Source organism: Pedobacter cryophilus (assembly GCF_005116455.1).
Lineage (GTDB): Bacteria > Bacteroidota > Bacteroidia > Sphingobacteriales > Sphingobacteriaceae > Pseudopedobacter > Pseudopedobacter cryophilum.
Genome location: NZ_SWBP01000002.1, coordinates 125,868 through 144,988, shown reverse-complemented (window position 1 = coordinate 144,988; position 19,121 = coordinate 125,868). Strand labels below are relative to the sequence as shown.

Genomic DNA, 19,121 nt, shown 5'->3' with positions numbered 1-19,121 from the left:
TGAAAAACAATAGACATTATGAATAAACGCCGCCGCTACCTGCCTGCCGGCAGGCATGGCGCCGATTGCTTTGAAAGGTTCTGCTTTTATTTCTGTTATGCTACCCGCAATCGCCAAGGCGGAATAAGACGCTATACTTTGGTTTGTCTGGCTAGTTCTGTAGCTTGATTTGAAATAGATATTCCAATGGGAATCCAATCCTTTGCAAGCTGAACCTACCGTTTTACCTGTCACCCTGAGCGGAGTCGAAGGGTTGTTTGTTTTAAAATACTAACTTACATAAGCGATGAACCTTTGGAATAACAACCCTTTGCAAGACGAACCTACCTCCCTTGCTGTCATCCCGAATTCATTTCGGGATCCCCGTGGTTTGGACCACTGGCTTAATTTAGTGGTGAACCTTTTTAACCACAATCCTTTGAAAGCTGAACCCCTCTCATTAGCTGTCACCCTGAGCGGAGTCGAAGGGTTATGCGTCTTGCAAGAAAATGGGCTTCGACTCCGCTACCATTGACTTTTTTTCTAAAAAACTAAAAATCAAGGCATTTGCACTCAAGGCTTTCCGGCCTCTTGAGCGGCCAACTCAAGGCACTTTTTTCCGAAAAAAGTACCCAAAAACTCCCCGCTACGCCGATTGCTTCGTAAGTTTTTGCTTTAACTTCTCCTCTGCTAACCGCAATCGCCAAGGCGGAATAAAACGCTGTACTTTGGTTCGTCTTGCTATTTCTGTAGTTTAATTTGAAACAGGTTTTCCAATTGGAATCCAATCCTTTCTCGTCCCAGCAGGGTCTCGCTTTAGCTGACCCTGCGTTTTAACTTTAAACCCATAATTATCCGCCCTATTTCATCTTCCTATAAATAAACCCTCCCAATAAAATGAGCAGGAGCAAAAACAACCAAAAACCCTTTAAGGGCTTTTCCACCTCTTTTTTCTCCTGTTTACTGACTGCTATTCTTTTAGCCTGTTGTATCCCTATTTTTAGGGAAGAGTTCAGAAAAGCCTGCTTTTCCAAAAGTTTGACCAATTGTTGGGTTTCCATAGCGACCATAATTTTGCCGCCTTTAGCTTTCATTCCGCTTTTTAAATCCAAACTATATTCCCCCTCCGGAAAAATGGTGAGCATTAATTTGTGCTGTGCTACACTAAAGCTGTCTTTTTGCTCCACGCTCAAGCTATCCTGTTTCATCAAAAGCACCAGATTTTCTTCCATTATTGTCTTTTCTCTCTGCATATGGCTTTTTACTCCTCTGATTAAATTACAGGAACAAAAAAGAGTCAGCAGCAGCAACCATCCCAAAAACTTTATCATGGCACTACCTCCAATGGCGGAAGCCAATCTGAAAACTGATGGATAGATTTAATAGCTCTCCTTTTACGATATACCCCATCTCCTTCTCTCCCTCCAGCTAAATTGGTATTCCCTTCTATCGTCATGATCCAATGGCCTTGCCTACTTTCTATCAATCCAACATGACCAATCCTATTTAAAGGGACCATCCATATCCCAAATAAATTGCCTGGAATAATTTCTTTGGATTTCACTTTAGGTCCAAATAAGGCTGGTGACCAAGCCGTACGAGGCTTCGAATAACCAGCTTGCTGAAATACCCAACTCACAAATGCCGCACACCAGGGAGGGCCCTTTTTTAAACCCACAGTTTGCAAATACATTTCTACCGCTTTCCCATCATTATTTCCGCTGGCTTCTCTTACCCCTATTTGCAGTTGGGCATAAGACAGTAAATGCTTTCTCCTTTGTACATCATCTGCTAAAATATTGCCAACAGGCACAGTATCCCTGCCAAAAGCAGTAAAGCAAAAGATAACCAGTATAACACGAATTGTTGCCATAGCGTTAAGTATTTAAATTGTGAAACCATAAATAATAAACTGGGTAAACCCAAAATTTTCCAGGTGCGCTTATAGAGCCAAAAGCTTAAACCAAGAACAAACATATAGCTCAGCATGGCCAATAATAATACCGACCATATTCCTTGGTCAATCCAAGCAGCAGTGGGAAACCATTGTTGAAACCAATTGGGCATAAGAAATAAGAGCAAAAATAAAATGATAGCCAAAAGGTATTCCTGCCGAAGACTAACCTGTATTTGATGAATAATCTGTTTCATAATTTTTTTGATCAAAAGTCCCGGAACATCGCCCGGGACTTAGGTTAAACATTTGATTAATTTTAAAGCACCGTGATCTTACCTAAATAAGCACTAGTAGCAATCAATTTGCCTTGCGCACTTTTTACGGTCATCCAGCAATCTGCATCTTTACCAGAAAACTCGACCGGGGTAGCCAGCACCAATTCGCCACTAGCTCTTGCTGCTCCATTTTCTAAAATAATATGAAGGTTCAAGTCTTTCTGATACACCAATACACTCACCTGATCATCTGCTTTTGCTAAACCTACCATAGAATTATCAGTCCAGGCAAACTTGATGGTTTGCGCAACAGCGCTACTCAATACAGGCTGTGAAATGCCAGTGAGTTCGCCACGACTAATCACCACCTTTGCCATATCTAATTCGAAATTTGGACTGTTGCCTATAATGGCATTTTTAAGATGGTAGGAAACCGCATAATTAAGCGGGGTTAAAGAACCCGTAATGTTGCGATAACCATTGGTGATGATACTGCTGGCTGGTTTTAAAAAATTGATAGCCAACAGAAATTTAATCCTCACATCTACCTGATTTTGTGTAGGATCTTTTTTGTTCCTTCTTGGTAAACTGCGCATATAATCTATGCCTTTCCAGTTACTACCAATCACTGTTCCGACCTTGCCGGAGAATCCACCCAGGATTCCTTTTTGAAATTTTCCCATTTTTTTAAATTTTAATGATAATTATTTTTAAAGCATCAAACCGGTTTTTTTATTGCTTGAATCAAATGTAAATAGCTGATTATAAATAAAATAACGCTGAATGAAATTGACTGATCCTGACTGCATTTGACTGCTATTTATAGGACATTGCTTTGGAATGATTCGGGATTTCTTTTGGAGTGCTTTTCAAAACAGCCTGATTTCAAAAGAAGTTCAAAGCTTGGGTATAAGGAGAGCAAAAGAAATGGGCTTCGACTCCGCTCAGCCTGACAAATAATTTCAAATTACAGCAACTGTACCAGCAGGGTCTCGCTTTAGCTGACCCTGCGTTTTTTAAGTAAATAATTTCAAATCCACCACTATGTCACCCTGAGCGGAGTCGAAGGGTTATGCGTTTTACAAGATATGGGCTTCGACTCCGCTCAGCCTGACAAAAATTGGGATTCGTAAGCAACGTTTTTGTTTTAAATTAAGATTCTGTTAAATGGCCATTACGCAAAGTGTCCCCCGCTGGCGGGGGTTAGGGGGTGGTTTTTTTTAGGATTTGACAAATAATTTCAAATCCACCACTGTGTCACCCTGAGTGGAGTCGAAGGGGTTTCCGGTATCAAAAGAATGGGCTTCGACTCCGCTCAGCCTGACAATAATTTCAAATTACAGCAATCTGTCCCAGCAGGGTCTCGCTTTAGCTGACCCTGCGTTTTATCTATCCACAATGCAAGAGAGAGGCTTCGACTCCGCTTAGCCTGACAAAAATTCAATGCAATGGGCTAGGTTTTTCTAAACCGTTTTGATGACCTCTTCCAACTCCGAAAGTAAATAGAATTGTTTCCCACCAATAAGACGGACCTTTAATTGCCTGTTTTTTTTGAGGCGATAGAGCGTACTATCACTGATCTTGAGCAATGCTTTAATGTCGTTGTTATCCAACCAGGTAGCCGTTTTTGGACTGCTCAGTTTCTTGAGTAATTGTAACATTTCATACTGCATTTCTAATAGCTCATGGAGGTAAGCAATTACTGAAGAGTCGTTGATAAAGTCTTCTTTCATAGATTTTATTCAGCAGCGTTTTTTTATAGGTTGAAGTTAAATGCTGCAAAAAGAGATCGGTCATCCCTCCTCTGTTTATTTTTTAGCCTTGAGCAAGCTTTTTGGTCTGTTGGGGTAAAAAAAATGTTTGCTCTTCAAAAAAAGGCTTTCTTCTGGTTCTTACATTAATTTTTTTTCATAAAAATAAAAGGAAGTTTTTCCTCCTTTTGGTCTGTTTTATTTGATAAAAAAACAGATGATGATGAACTATTCGTCCATAAGAGTAAGCACTACTTTCTTTTTAACCCTGCTTTGGAGCTATGCCGCCATCGCTAAATTATTAGATCCTTCACTCAGTCTTTCGCAAATGCGTAACCAGGTGTTCCCAAATTGGATGGCTGATGTGCTCGCCTTTGCACTCCCTTTTTTAGAATTGCTATTGGTGACTTTATTGTTAGTGAAGTACACCTATAAAGTTGGACTTTATCTTTCTACCCTTTTATTGACCGCCTTTACCCTGTACATTATTTTGGTAAAGCTGCTGGTTTTTGATAGGGTACCCTGTAGTTGTGGTGGCGTCCTCTCGGAAATGAGCTGGACACAACATCTTTTTTTTAATCTTTTCTTCCTGGCTTTATCGATAACAGCAATATATTTTGAAAAATTAAAGCATTCACCAGCTGATGCTATAGCAGAAAGGAGAAACATGGGCAACAAAACCTGAAACCGCAAAGGAACATCGGATCCGGCTCCACCCCCCAAAACAAATCCGACTGAAATGATCAGGATCTCCAGGGATCATTAAAGCCAAGGTGAGGCTGTTCACCTCATTAAAAACAGTAATTATTAAAAATTAATATCATGAATAGATCAAAAATTATGGGTGCAAGCGCACTCTTTTTAGGAATCATTTTAGCAGTGAGTACTGTTGCATTCAAACCCGTAAAATCATCTAAAAGGGTAAATGCCTATTGGAGATTTGATGGCAATGCCTTAAGTCAAAGCAAAACCAGCAGTGAGTATACGCTAATTGATGCCATGGACATTCCTTCATGCGACCAGCTAGATGAGATTCCTTGTGTATTGGAAGTTGACCAAAGCGTTGATACGCAGTCAGAATTACAAACCATTCTTAATGGTTATGGCAGCAATCAAGCTGTAGTTGATGATGCCTTCGCTACTAAAGCAGAGTAGGTATATGATAAGAAAAGGGGTTTAAAACACCCCTTTTCTTTATTTCATTTTATCTGGGATTATCTTCAATACCACCTAATTCTAATGCATTCTGCGGAATGGCTATGGCATACCTTAAATCATTAGGAAGCAACACATATTCCTGCCCATTGATCCTCCTTTTTAAAGTGAGCTGAGCACCACCGGCATTCCATCTTTTGATGTCCATCCACCTTAAACCCCTAAAGATTAATTCTTTCTTTCGCTCCTCCAATACCCTTTCAATCAGTAAGGTTTGATTCAAATTTTGTAAAGGCACATAGGTTCCAGTACTATGTCTTTTAAGCAGCAGGGTATTTAAATCATCCATACTTTTTTGCAGCAAACCTGTTCTGGCAAATCCCTCCGCTCGGTTGAGGTACATTTCATCCACCGCAATCCCACTAAAGAAAGTAGGTCCGCCTGCATAATTTCCCTTAAATGCATAGCTTTTATCCGTATTTATTCTAAAATAAATCTTCTTTCTTAAATCATTTGCAGCATAAGATAATATCAAGGTAGAATCCATCTTAGCTCGGGATTGAGCCAATGTTGCCGGAGTAGATAATCTGGTATCCATTACAATCTCTGCATTCAGTTCTGGTATAGGAAAAGCAGCGGCACTATTCAATTGATTGTAGTCTAATAAGGTGTTCTGCACTTGCAATACAGAATCGGCATAGCTTGCCGCCGGCTCATAAACCCGCTGACTCAGATAAGTTCTGGATAGCCATCCCCAAGCCACCAATTTACTTCCCCTCAATTTAGAATTTCCACGTAAAGGGAGGTACTTACTTGCTGCCTTCAAGTCATCTATCACCTGCTGATAGGTTTGCTCTAAATTTGCTCGGGGCACTTTTTCATTAAAATTGGTATTTAACCGCAGTGGGACTCCCAAATTCTGAGCAGCTGTTTGTTCATCATAGGCTAAACCCCAAGTCCAAACCAGCATGAGAAAAGTACGACCTCTTAACAGGTGTGCCTGTCCGGCTACATTGTCATATTGCAGTGCATTTTGTGTGGTCCGTTTAATTTTCTTTAAACTTTCTAATACCGCATTAGCCGTATAAATATTGGCATAACTTTGTCTCCAATCACGAGAATCGGGCATAAAAAGCTGATCTTTTTCCCATAGGTAAATGCGTTGATCTGATTCTGCTCTTCTAGCCCATTCGGCATCTGAAAGAAAATAGCTGTCGGCACTGGCCTCACTTACTCCTACATCATTCCTATCCACATTGGGATAATAATCTAATAATGCTTGCGCATCCTCTAAACTATTAATGACCGCCAGTTTTGCATCTGGTTTCTCTGCTAAAAATTTATCACAACTACTGAAGGCTGATAAAATGCCCAATAAAATATATGTTCTTTTCATTTTTATCTCATTTTAATATTAAAAATTAGCTCTCAAACCCAAAGACAGGCTACGCATGGGAGGCAATGAATTACTATATCTGTATTCCGGATCAATTCCTTTATCATTTGCCCTCCAAAGAATCCCCAGATTAGCCATATTGGCATAAACCTGCAATTGGCTGATGGGGGCTTGTTTTAATGGGATTTTATAAGCCATATTTACATACTGTATACGGGCATGATCTCCTTGCTCTACCTGAATTTGGGCTCCTGCATAAAAAATATCCCGACTAATGGAAGCAGGATAAACCAAAGAAGGAACATTGGTGTTGACCTCATCTCCCGGTGCTAACCATCTTTGTGCAAATTCTGGATGACCTTCCCAATTATTATAAAGTGAGGAATAAGAAAGTGCTTCTCTTCTAAAAAAGTAAGCGAACTTAAAGTGGAGTGCGACTTCCAAATCCCATCTTTTATAAGCAAAGCGATTGGTGAATGCCCCATTCCATAAAGGAATAGCACTTCCATGATACACCAAATCTGATAATTGTGCTTCCGACCCCATTATCGTTTGATAATTGACAGAAGGGCTGCCGTTTAGTAATCCCTGTGGACTGCCATCTGTGGCACTCAAACCTGCCCATGGATAAGAAAAGATAGCATAAACTGGCTTTCCGGCTAAACCACTTACCCCAGGTTGCACACTGCCTACAAAATCACTCACCTGTACGTTTGGCAAATAATAATCAGTGACTTTATCTTTATACCAGCTCAGGTTGAGCTGGCTTTCCCAGCGCAGCTTCCCTTTGGTATTGATCGTATTCAGCTGAAGATCTGCTCCCCAGCCTTGCATGGCCGCTACATTACGGGTTACCGAAGCCCCCACTCCGGCTGTAGGGTCTACAGGATAAGTTCCAAAAAGGTCTTTTGCTCTTTTTCTATACCCTTCTAAACTGCCAGAAATTCTATTTCCCTTGCTACTAAAATCTAATCCTATATTCCACATCCCTACGGTTTCCCATTGGAGTTCAGGATTTTCAAACTGATTGAAAGTAGCATAAGGATAACCGGTATATAATGAACTCCCTCGGTAGCGTATAGTAGTTACTGCTGTTTGTGCTGCATTTGAATTGCCACTATAACCAAAACTAGTCCTCAACTTTAAATAAGGTAAAGCTGTTAAACCATAAAAATCCTCGCCAGATATATTCCAAGCAAATCCGGTAGACCATAATGGGTTCCACTTCTTGTTGGTGCTTAAGCCATATAAATTGGAAGCATCTCTGCGTACACTTGCAGTAAGGCTATAATTTTGGAGATAGGTATAAGAACCATTGGCAAAAAAAGAAAGGTAATGATCTGCTCCGGCTGCAATACTATTGCCATCGCTAATAAAGGAGTTAGACCCCGTTACCCATGTAGGATAAGGCGTTAATGGATTGATACTTCCATAGGTATAGGTATCCTGATCAAAACCATATAAACGCTGACTTTGACTAAAACGATCAAGACTTCTTCTTTCTACGCCAGCCAGCGCATATAATTCTCCTTTTTTCCACTGGTGCTGGTAATTGAGCTGCGCCCTGAGCTGCTGTATATTTAAAGTACTCCTTTCATCATCTTTGATCGCTCCTCGGGGTATCCCATAAATGATCTCTCCATTAGTGGCTTTACGGGAATAGCTATTGATCAAGTTTCTGACCGCATAAGCCTCTTCTTGTTGTAATTGAGTGCTTTGAACATCCTGCTTTTCATAACGATAAAGCATCGAAAATTTAAGATCCTTTAAAATTCGATAGCTCGCTTCTGCTGAACCTGTGAAATGCTGTGTACTAGAAGATGCTTGTCGGTATTGATGATCTGTTAAAGGATAATAAAACCAGTTGAGCAATCCTTTATTCTGCTGACTTTCTAAATAGTTGAGGCTATAATTTCTGGGGAGTGCTAAGGGTTCTCCCTGCTCATTACTTAAAGTAGCATAAGGATAAATATTACTGCCTTTAGCGGTACTTATGGTATTGATTCCATCTTTTCCATCTTCGGCCTGCTGGCGAGTATAAGCCAAATTCATACGAAAATCTATCTTCGGAGAAAATTTAATTTCCTGGTTCACCAACAAATTATAGCGTTTATTAGGCGCATCCAATTCACTGCGTCCATCATCAAAACCTCCAGAAAAATTCCATCGCTGTTTTGCACTTCCTCCACTTAAACCTAAATGATACTGTTGTAAAAACCGTTGCTGGTACACCTTGTCCAATAATTCTCTGCGCACATCTACCTTTCGGTAAATGGCCAAGGCATCATTTACCTCTTGTGCAGTCAATTTACCTTCATCCCTGGCAAAAAACATTTCTACTAAAGGGCTAAGGGGAGGTTTATCGGCAGCCTGATAATCGCTATTATAAAATCCTTTAGCATACAACATTTGCTCTACATCAATAAAGTTGGTAGCACTCATGGTGGGAATTTGTCCTAAATCAGGTTTCGCACTGCTTTGTGCAAAACTGTTAAAACTTACTTTTAAAGGCTGGTTGTATACCCCCTTTTTAGTAGTGATCACAATCACACCGTTTCCTGCCCTGCTTCCCCATATAGAAGCGGCAGAAGCATCTTTTAACACCGTTACACTTTCTATATCATTGGGGTTCAGGTTATTCAAATCGCCTTCATAAGGAAATTGATCAACCACAATCAATGGACTTCTGGGACCATTAATGGTACTTAAGCCTCTTACCACTAATTTTGGTGCAAAGGGTTCGGTACGGTCAAAACTTAATCCACTGGCTAAAGTCTCTAACCTGCTTAAAACATCACTGCCAACCTGGGTTTCCAATTGCTTTGCCGAGACTAAACTGAATGAACCTGCTGAACGTTCTAGCGGGACTACCTGATAACCCGTATTCACCACTACTTCATTCAATTGCAGGGTACTCGGTACCATGGCTATATTTAAAGTAGCTGGAAAAGGGCTTTTCAGATTCAGCACTTTTAAGCGATAGCCCGTATAGCTAATCAAGAGTTGAACTTGTGCTCCAGTAACAGGAAAATTAAAGCGACCATCTTTATTGCTCTTATATAGTTTATCCTGGGGTAAAACTTTTAAAGTTGCCCCTAGCAGAGGGCTCCCACTTAGGCTATCTGTTAATTGCCCGCTCAACATTTGCTGGGCTTTAAGTCCACTTGCAGCGCATAGCAAATAGACTCCTAATAAGATGATTAAAACATATTTATTCATTTTCATAAGCTTATTTAGTTTGGGTTTGAAGAGGTGATTCTTTTTTTGAGATAGAAAATAGCTTTACCGGATAAACTCCTTCTTTAAGGCAAAGGCCATAAGGCAGCAGTTCCTGGTTAATGGCATCTACTGTATGGAGGGCTCCGCTCAGCTGCAAATCCAGCAATCCTTCAAAATTGGTTCTATCTACAACAGGCAAGGAAAGTCCTTGTGCATTTAAGCAGTTCACTAAAAAAGAAGTCGATTGCTGTTGGATCATCAGCCCTCCGCTTTGCAATGTTGCTTTTGCTTTTGCTGTTTTTCCGAAATCCGGCAGTTTTTCTAGCCCCCATGCTGGCAATTGCCTGGTTTCTATTTGAGCCATATAAGGAGAATTCTGATTGAGTGTTTCTAACAAACGGTCATACAGTAAGTGAGCTTGATTTAAAGGCACCTGAACATCCACACTCCACAAATTTTCCTTATTCCAAAGGGCCTTTTGTGATGCTTCTTTTGGTTCGGCAAAATCACCAGCTACCTCCTTTACATTCATCATGGGCATCAGCCCTTTTTGATGGTTATTAATAAAGCGATAAAGGCTCTCTAATGATTTATTGGTGATAGAAAGCCCAAAAACAGTAGTCCCATTTTTTCTAAAATGCACCCCACTGCCTGGTCCACTAATCCATCCTTTTAAGACGATCTGATAAGCCTGTACTTGTGACAGGGTGGCATTTTCTTTTAAAAACAAAGGTTGTTTTAAGTCGAGGTTGACTTTGGTCACAAATTTCACAGCAGACGGTTGCTGAAGGCTTTGGCTCACCTGTTCTCTATTCAGTTCCGCAGCTCCTGTAATGGCTAATAATTTACCTTCCGGACTAATCCATACATAATGGGGAATAGAAGTAAATGGAAATAAAGGTTTCAGCTGATGATCATTTAAGATCAGCGGCAAAGGAGGGAAAGTTCCTATATGCTTTTTCAAAAAAGATTGTAATTGCTGTTCTGAAGCTTTAGCCTCTGCATTTACCAAAATCACTTGTAAACGCCCATCAAACTCTTGTTGTAATTTCGCAACATCAGGCAGGTGCGCTACACAAGCCCCACACCAGGTAGCCCAAAAATCCAGAATCACCAGCTTTCCTTTAAAATCAGACAGTTTAGCGGTTGCGCTTTTATAATTAGTGATGTTCTTTAAGGTCAGATCAGGAACCTGGTCTCCTATTTTTAAAGTGGTGCTACTATCTGATTTCAATTCTGCTTTCACCATCACCGGAAGAAAAGCCAGCAATAATAGCAGAAGGAAAATAGGGATAATAAATTTCCAGCCTAAAACAGATTTCGCATCAGGAATGATGCCTATAAACGCAAATACTGAAAACTGCGCTCCAATAGCAGCATACTTTTCCTCCTTAATCTCTGTTCCTTGCTCCTTGTTCTTTAATCCTTGTTCCCCCTCTCTATCCTCCTCCAAGTACCGATTTGTCCAATGTTCCGTTTCTACTACTTTACGGCCTTTATTTAATTGCCTTCTTAAAAGACGAATTTTGATTTGTTTCTTGTATTCCTGACGTTCTTTGTACAAGCGCCAGAGTTTGGTGATAATAGGGATGTTAATTTTCATAAATTATTAGGTTTTTATGGTTTGAAATTTGATGATTTGTTGATTTGTTGAAAGCTGAACCCTCCTCCCATGCTGTCACCCTGTGCAGCCTGTCCCGATTTTTCATCGGGAGACTCGAAGGGTTTTGGATAACGAGCCACTGGCTTACATAAACGATGAACCTTTTGAACACCAACCCTTTGCATGACGAACCCTCCTCCCTTGCTGTCATCCCGAATTCATTTCGGGATCCCCGTGGTTTGGAATACTGGCTTACTTTAGTGGTGAACCTTTTGAACACCAACCCTTTGCAAGACAAACCCTCCTCCCATGCTGTCATCCCGAATTCATTTCGGGATCCCCGTGGTTTGGAATACTGGCTTACATAAGCGCTGAGCCTTTTGAACCACAATCCTTTGCAAGACGAACCTTCCTCCCTTGCTGTCATCCCGAATTCATTTCGGGATCCCCGCGGTTTGGAATACTGGCTTAAATAAGCGATGAACCTTTTTAACCACAATCCTTTGAAAGACGGACTCACCGCATTATCTGTCACCCTGAGCGGAGTCGAAGGGTTGTGTGTTTTAGAATACTGGCTTACTTTAGTGGTAAACCTTTGGAAATCTGCTTTCCAGTTATACTCTCGCCGCTCTATCGCCGCGGAGGCTCGTGTCTTTTTCCTTAGATGAAAAAGGCACCAAAAAATCAAGGTAAAACGATCCTTCCTTTCACAGGCCAACTCCCGGCTCGGCGTTTTACCAACCCCACGCTCAAGAATCTCGATTACATTCAAAATTCTATTCCAATGAAATCCCAACCCTTTGCAAGACGAACCTACCTCCCATGCTGTCATCCCGAATTCATTTCGGGATCCCCGTGGTGTGGAATTCTGGCTTAATTTAGTGGTGAACCTTTTGAATACCACCCCTTTGAAAGACGGACTCTCCGTATTACTTGTCACCCTGAGCAGCCTGTCCCGATTTTTCATCGGGAGAGTCGAAGGGTTCTGGGTTTTTAACCATTGGCTTAAATAAGTGGTGAACCTTTGGAAATTAGTTTTCCAATGATACTCTCGCCACTCATTGCCGTGGAGGCTAGTCCTTTTTTCGCAGGTTTTTATATTTTTAATTGCTCTCAAGCATGCTTTACGCAGGTCCCTATAGCTGGAAAGTGACCAAAGAGCCACCGCTACCTGCCTGCCGGCAGGCATGGCGCCGTTTGCTTCGAAAGATTCTGCGTTAACTTCTGTTGGGCTATCCGCAATCGCCAAGGCGGAATAAGACGCTGTACTTTGGTTGTTCGGGCTAGCGCTACAGCTTAATTTGAAATATTTATTCCAATTGAAATGTAGTCCTTTGCATGACGAACTCACCGCATTACTTGTCACCCTGAGCGGAGTCGAAGGGTTTTGAGTTTTGACCCACTGGCTTAAATAAGTGGTGAACCTTTGTAATCTCCATGCTTTGCAAGCTGAAACCTGTGGCCATCTTTGCGTGACAAACCATTCCCAATTTTTAAGCACAAGCCCCAAGGCCTTTCGCCTTATGCCTTCTGCCTTATGCCCTTCAAAAAGCCTTTTACCTTCAAAATCCTTATGTCTTAAAAAAGTCCAAAGCGTGGCCATAGCAAGTATTTTTTGCTTCATTTTAAATTTGTTGAGGGTAAAAAAAAAGAAGATTCCTTTGCTCGTAGCAGGTGGAGTTAATGCCTTTAAAGGAATAAAAAAGAGGGCTGGCTTAAAACACTGAAACTAATTAACAAAAAAACCACGCCCTCTTTAAAAAAGGGTTATTCTGGTGCGCAAATTTTAAGGGCGTAAATGATTTTTGCTTGCTCCATATTGGTAAATATTAAGGAGCCTTTTTTAATAAGTTTAGAAACACTAAAGGCGTGGAACTCAACTTATCGTTCTAGAGGTACTGGTATACCTGACAACAAATAAGTGAGCCCACGCCTTTAGCGTGAGCATTTCACTTATCTTCTTGTTGTCTTAAAAATTACCAGTTTTCTAGAACAAGACTCTAAGTGCGAATGCTTCAAATTTCAGGAAGTTCGCTAATCTATAAAATCAAAACTATTAGTAATAATATATTTTAAATTCATTGTTTAACAAATATATAATTATTTCTAAATAAGTCAAATATGACCTAACAATTATTTTTTTTAAGTGGCACATTAAGCATGTGAGAAAACATTATAGAGACCAGGACTTTATTAATAAAGTTGGAAATAAAATTATTGAAATAAGAAAAGAAAAAAAGCTTACTCAAGAATATTTAGTTGAACAAACAGGGTTTGAATTAAAGCAAATCGGAAGGATTGAAAGAGGAGAAACTAATACGAATATAAGTCATATAGCCAAAATTGCTGAGGCTCTACGTGTGAATCCTAAAGATTTATTAGATTTTTAATTGAATAGATATTTCAGTTAATTGAAATAGAAAGAAAGTGAAAATTCACCTTCTTTTTTTGTTAAAACTTTCTACAATAATAAAAAGTATCCCCAAAAGATTTGTTAGGTTTCGAAGATTAATACTTTCCAAAGCAACTACTCGTTCTTAAGAGTGCTCTTAATAATTTTAACAATCTCCAACCATTCCTTCAAAAAATTTTATGTTTGCACAAAATTTAATTATCATTGGAATCGAAATAGATACGCGAAAATGAAAATCACACCTATTTACCAATTTAAAAATATCCTCTTTTTTTTTATTGGTATCCTGATTCTTAGCTCTTGCAGCCCTAAGAATAAAAATCTTTTATTTATAACAGGAAAAGAAAAGTTGGCCAAAGAGCCTGTTACTGTCATACAAGGTGATCAAAATATAGCTAGTACTTCTCAAAGAATACAAGCTGGGAATATTTTAGCGATAAAAAATTTACAAAGTACAGTACAATTAACTGGCGAAAGAGGGGCTGTAAATACCGGACAATTAGAAATACAAACATTCTTGGTTGAAAACGACGGTACTGTAAATATCCCAGTGTTAGGTAAGTTAAAACTTATTGGAATGACAAGAGTGGAGGCCGAAAAATTTCTGGAAGATCAATATAAAGAGAAGCTTTTAAAAGACCCTATAATTGATATTAATATTACGAATGCAAAAGTGACCTTTTTAGGTGAATTTGTATCTCAAACCAATGTATTGCTTACTAAAGACCAAACACATTTAGTAGAATTACTAGGTACTGTGGGCGGGCTAAATGCAAGAGCAAATAAAAAGAAAATAAAGATCATTAGAGGTGATTTAGAAAACCCTACTATTATTATTGCTAATTTATCTGATATTAATAGTCTTTCTGATAAGCGCTTAATTTTACAAAACAACGATATCATATACGCAGAACCAGTTGGCTTATTTAGATCTTCGGATAGATTAATTGGTGTAAATACAATCCTTCAAACCTTACTTGCGGCAGTTAACGCCTACATTATTATTAACAATATCTCCAAATAAACATGGCGCAGCCCTTCCTCTCAAGAAAACCACTCCCTAATGAAGGTAAATTACCAGAACAGGAATTAGACTACACAAAAATAATTAAGATTATTGGTAGTAGGTGGTATTGGATAGCAGGGACATTAATTATTGCACTGACCACTTCCTTTTTATACTTATGGTACACGCCTGAAATCTACTCTACTAGTACCAATATTAAATACGATGAGAAAAAATCAGAATTTACTGATATGGTAACCATAATTAGTTCTGGAGATAGGGGTGCTGCTAAAATTCAAAATGAGAGTTATGTGGTTAGAAGTAGAGAAGTAATTATAGAAGCACTAAAAAAAATGGATTGGCAGGTAAGCTATTACTTTAAAGGCAAAGTAAGAAACACAGAAACTTATCCAAATAAACCCTTTTTAGTAAATGTATTAAATAAAGATGCATACAGACCTAGCAATCTATTCATTTTTAAATATTTAGGAGGTAATGATTTTACCTTAGCTTATCCTAAGGAAGGCATTATAATAATAAAAAAATACCAATATAATGAACCAATAATCATACAAAACTTCAAGTTTTCTTTAGATAAAACAAGTAGCCCAAATGAAGACTCTGAATATTCCTTTAAATTTAATACTGAGGAAGAATTATTTCAGCGTATTAGGAATGGAGTAAGCTTAAACGAAACTTCCAAATTTAGTAATATTGCCAGTTTAAGTATCACGGATACTAACCCCTACTTTGCAAAAGACGCTGTTAATGCTGTTGCAGAAACTTATCTCAATTACGATATCCTTCAAAAAGCCAAATCTTCTGACCAAATTATAACCTTTATTAATAACCAGTTAAGTAGGCTAGGAAAGGAAGTCAATTTGTCAGCAACTGAAATTGAACAATACCAAAAAGAATTAAAAATTGGCGATATAGATAAATATACTTCGAATAAACAATTATTCATTGAAAGAACAGAAACAGAAGTTTATGATTCACGTGTTCAATTGCTTAATTATCAGCAATTAAAAGAACAAATAAGTAATAGTGATAATAGCAAGAATTTAAATCTGGATATTTTTGGTTCTGTTGATCCAATGATTGGAAGTCTTATTTCACAATATAACCTACTCGTTTTTAAAAGACTAGATGCACTGTCAATTTATAATGAAAACTCACCCCCTTTAAAAGAAATTAACAACCAACTCACCATTTTAAAAAACACGATTTATAAAAATATCAACTCACAAATTGAACGCTTAAATACTCAAATTAAATCTCTTAATACAAGGATCAATGTCTTCTACGCCGAGTTAAACAAATTACCAACTGCATCAAAAAACATGGAAGTTTTAGATAGGGATTTTAATATTAATCAAAAAATTTACTCTTACTTGTCAGAAAAAAGATTAGAAGCTCAAATCACTAAAGCATCTATTTTAAGTAGTGCCTCTATTATAGAGCCCGCGGTAGCAAAAACAACACCTATTAGTCCAGATAGAGTTAAAATTTATAGATCTGCTTGGATATTAGGTATTTTAGTAGGTATTGGCTTAATATTTTTAAATAGAAGTGTTAACCCTTATATTTATGATAAAGAAACTGTAGAGAGTATTACCAATGTGCCTATTATAGGAGTAATAAGAAAATATACTGATTCTAACGATAAAGAAACCAAGGAAATTTTAACTTTATTAAAACCTAAATCTATTTTCGCAGAATCAGTAAGATCTGTAAGAACTAATCTTTCTTTCTTAGCTACAGAAAAAGGTAGTAAAGTAGTTTGTATTACATCAGAAATATCTGGCGAAGGGAAATCCTTTGTCACTTTAAATTTGGCAAGTACACTTGCGATGATTGATAAAAAAGTTATTTTGATTGCTGGGGATTTAAGAAGATCTAAACTTTTTAAAGTTTTTAATGTTAAAAACGACAATGGATTAAGTTCTTACCTATCTAGGCAAGAAAATGAGTTATCACGCATTATCCATTCTTCATCTCAAAAAAATCTTGATTTTATTTTATCTGGCCCGGTTCCTCCTAATCCGTCTGAGCTTTTATATAGTGAAAGATTTACAGAAATGATTGAGAAGTTAAAACTTAGCTATGATTATGTAATGATAGATACAGCTCCAGTTGGCTTAGTATCAGACGCCATCCCAATCATCAGACAAAGTGACATCAATCTTTTCATTATTAGAGCTGGTGTATCCAAATATAATGCAGCTACTATTCCACAAAGAATAGAACAAGAATATGGATTAAATAATACGGTAATTGTATTAAATGCCTTTATTGAAGATGCACTACATTCACGTTATTACAGCACTAAATATACTGGTCATTATAATGGTTATTATTATTCCGACTATAGTGGTTACTCTGGTTACGGCTATTATTCTGATGATGATAAAAAATCTTGGTGGAAGTTTTGGAAACGATCAAAAAATAATGATCAAGCTTAAATCAGATTAATAATTCCCTCTATTGACCGCCATGTTATGTGGTATTTATCACCGCATCTCACTTAAATAAGTGTCTCATAGCTGATAAGATTCTGACATAAATTCAGGATGAAAAAAATATGTGTAGAATAGCAGGTATCATCAATAAGAATTATTCAAAACAAGAACTCACTTTTTGTGTGCGAGCGATGACTACCATACAACAGCATGGCGGACCAGATGATGAGGGATTTTATATTGATGAAAGTAGCGGTTTAGCATTAGGTCATCGTAGATTATCCCTTTTAGATTTGAGTAATCTTGGTCATCAACCTATGTTTGATATGCACCAGCAATATGGAATCATATTTAATGGCGAAATTTATAATTACCAAGACATAAAAACTGAGTTGTGTAATATAGGTTATGTTTTTAAAAGCAGTACGGATACAGAGGTCATATTAAATGCCTTTATTGAATGGGGTGTTGTTGCATTTAAAAAATTAAAGGGGATGTTTGCCTTTGCCCTTATTGATCATTTAAAAAAAGAACTTTACTTAGTAAGAGACCCACAGGGAATTAAGCCGCTATATTATACTCAACAACAAGATTCTTTATATTTTGCTTCTGAAGTTAAAGCATTTAGTCAATTACCTTTTAAAATCGCCGTAAACAAGGATTGGCCTATTGCATTTTTAAGTATGGGGCATTTGCCTGAACCCATGACTACCTTAAGTAATGTTTGGATGCTTAAAAAAGGTCATTTCTTAAAAATTGATTTAACTTCAAAAAAGCTGAATATTGAAAATTTAGTCCCTTTTTTTAATAAAGAGATTGAAGCGTTAAAGGTATCAGCTTTAGAAGCACAAATATTAGTAGATAGAGCATTAGACCAAGCCATTCAGAAACAATTAGTTGCTGATGCTTCTATTGGCGTTTTTTTAAGTGGCGGAATAGATAGCTCTCTGTTAGCTTTACAAGCTTCAAAATATCAAGAAGATAAATTAATTACTGTTTCTTTACATTTTCCAGAGGCTCAATATTCTGAAAAGAAATATCAGGATACTATTACCGCCAAATTACCAGGGAAACATATTGCAAAAGAGGTTAGCAAGCAAGACTTTGACCAATATTTTGAGGAAATTATTGCAGCCATGGATCAGCCTAGTACAGATGGTATAAACTCTTGGTTTGTATCTAAAGCCGCCAAAGATGCTGGGCTAAAAGCAGTACTCTCTGGTATCGGAGCCGATGAATTATTTGGAGGATACCCCTCTTTTAAAAGAATAAAAAATATCCCTTTAGCCAGAAATTTTAGAAGCTTAATTGTTGCTGGAGCTAAATTAATTCATAAAGACGCCTTACAAAGAGTCAGTTATTTAAAGCACAGAGAGAATAGTATTTATGAATATCTTTTTTTAAGAGGTTTTTTTAATCCACAACAATTACAGCATTTCTTTAATATAGATAATAAACAACAAGAAAAAGCATTGCATTTTATCCCCGAACCTTCAATAGTTAAACCATTCACTTACGATGGCAAAAAAGCAGCTTGGTATGAACAGCATTATTTTATGCAAAACCAATTATTGAAAGATGCAGATTATATGAGTATGCAACATGGTTTAGAAGTTAGGGTCCCATTTTTAGATCAAGATTTGGTACAACTTTGTAATAGCTTACCTGCATCTCTCATTTTCAATAAAAATAAACCCGCAAAGCATTTATTAATTCATGCTTTTGATAATTTATTACCACAACAGATTTGGGACCGCCCAAAAATGGGTTTTACATTTCCCTTTCAATATTGGCTTAAAGAACATCCTCTATATCTACAAACCAAGCAGTCTTATTTAAAAAACAAATCTTTAACTTCCTTATTCAAAGCCTATGAAGAAGACCAATTACATTGGTCTAAAATTATGAGTTTAATTGTGTTGGAAAAGTTTGGGGGTAAAGATGCTTTAGATTTTAAATAATAAG

At 37.8% G+C, this 19,121-nt stretch carries 14 protein-coding genes; 6 read left to right on the top strand and 8 right to left on the bottom strand.

The features are described 5' to 3' along the window. Positions 1-839: 839 nt before the first annotated feature. From FA046_RS05875 to FA046_RS05860, 4 genes are all read right to left on the bottom strand, one after another. Positions 840-1,211 carry a hypothetical protein gene (locus tag FA046_RS05875; RefSeq protein ID WP_136825462.1) on the bottom strand — a complete coding sequence of 124 codons (372 nt, stop codon included), beginning with the start codon at positions 1,209-1,211 and terminating at the stop codon, positions 840-842. 95 nt (positions 1,212-1,306) lie between these two features. Continuing rightward, positions 1,307-1,852 (bottom strand): CHAP domain-containing protein, encoded by a 546-nt coding sequence (locus FA046_RS05870; RefSeq protein WP_136825461.1) that lies wholly within the window; start codon positions 1,850-1,852, stop codon positions 1,307-1,309. Positions 1,853-2,192: 340 nt separating this feature from the next. Further along, positions 2,193-2,834 (bottom strand): DUF6266 family protein, encoded by a 642-nt coding sequence (locus tag FA046_RS05865; RefSeq protein ID WP_136825460.1) that lies wholly within the window; start codon positions 2,832-2,834, stop codon positions 2,193-2,195. 780 nt (positions 2,835-3,614) lie between these two features. Beyond that, complete coding sequence (locus FA046_RS05860) at positions 3,615-3,884, bottom strand: MerR family transcriptional regulator (RefSeq protein WP_136825459.1); 270 nt, start codon at positions 3,882-3,884, stop codon at positions 3,615-3,617. Between the two features lie 238 nt (positions 3,885-4,122). Here FA046_RS05860 and FA046_RS05855 point away from each other — a divergent pair, with 238 nt between their 5' ends. Then, positions 4,123-4,587 (top strand): MauE/DoxX family redox-associated membrane protein, encoded by a 465-nt coding sequence (locus tag FA046_RS05855; RefSeq protein WP_169303312.1) that lies wholly within the window; start codon positions 4,123-4,125, stop codon positions 4,585-4,587. Between the two features lie 137 nt (positions 4,588-4,724). Next, positions 4,725-5,057, top strand: a complete 333-nt coding sequence (locus tag FA046_RS05850; protein WP_136825457.1) for a hypothetical protein — start codon at positions 4,725-4,727, stop codon at positions 5,055-5,057. Positions 5,058-5,106: 49 nt separating this feature from the next. Here the strand turns inward: FA046_RS05850 and FA046_RS05845 are convergent, their stop codons facing one another. From FA046_RS05845 to FA046_RS05830, 4 genes are read right to left on the bottom strand one after another with little or no spacing between them, the layout of a single operon-like run. Further along, entirely contained in the window at positions 5,107-6,453 is a 1,347-nt protein-coding gene (locus tag FA046_RS05845) for a RagB/SusD family nutrient uptake outer membrane protein (protein WP_136825456.1), read from the bottom strand. A gap of 18 nt (positions 6,454-6,471) precedes the next feature. After that, entirely contained in the window at positions 6,472-9,678 is a 3,207-nt protein-coding gene (locus tag FA046_RS05840; RefSeq protein ID WP_136825455.1) for a SusC/RagA family TonB-linked outer membrane protein, read from the bottom strand. A gap of 4 nt (positions 9,679-9,682) precedes the next feature. Then, positions 9,683-11,275 (bottom strand): TlpA family protein disulfide reductase, encoded by a 1,593-nt coding sequence (locus FA046_RS05835; protein WP_136825454.1) that lies wholly within the window; start codon positions 11,273-11,275, stop codon positions 9,683-9,685. Continuing rightward, the gene (locus FA046_RS05830; protein ID WP_136825453.1) at positions 11,265-12,899 is read right to left on the bottom strand and encodes a hypothetical protein; all 1,635 of its coding nucleotides are present in this window, start codon (positions 12,897-12,899) and stop codon (positions 11,265-11,267) included. Before FA046_RS05830 ends, FA046_RS05835 begins: the two co-directional genes overlap by 11 nt. A 538-nt stretch (positions 12,900-13,437) precedes the next feature. Here FA046_RS05830 and FA046_RS05825 point away from each other — a divergent pair. From FA046_RS05825 to asnB, 4 genes are all read left to right on the top strand, one after another. Further along, the gene (locus FA046_RS05825) at positions 13,438-13,665 is read left to right on the top strand and encodes a helix-turn-helix domain-containing protein (RefSeq protein ID WP_136825452.1); all 228 of its coding nucleotides are present in this window, start codon (positions 13,438-13,440) and stop codon (positions 13,663-13,665) included. A 252-nt stretch (positions 13,666-13,917) separates the two neighbouring features. After that, entirely contained in the window at positions 13,918-14,712 is a 795-nt protein-coding gene (locus FA046_RS05820; RefSeq protein WP_136825451.1) for a polysaccharide biosynthesis/export family protein, read from the top strand. Positions 14,713-14,714: 2 nt separating this feature from the next. Beyond that, positions 14,715-17,159 carry a GumC family protein gene (locus FA046_RS05815; protein ID WP_136825450.1) on the top strand — a complete coding sequence of 815 codons (2,445 nt, stop codon included), beginning with the start codon at positions 14,715-14,717 and terminating at the stop codon, positions 17,157-17,159. Positions 17,160-17,278: 119 nt separating this feature from the next. Further along, complete coding sequence (gene asnB / locus FA046_RS05810; RefSeq protein WP_136825449.1) at positions 17,279-19,117, top strand: asparagine synthase (glutamine-hydrolyzing); 1,839 nt, start codon at positions 17,279-17,281, stop codon at positions 19,115-19,117. Positions 19,118-19,121 lie beyond the last annotated feature (4 nt).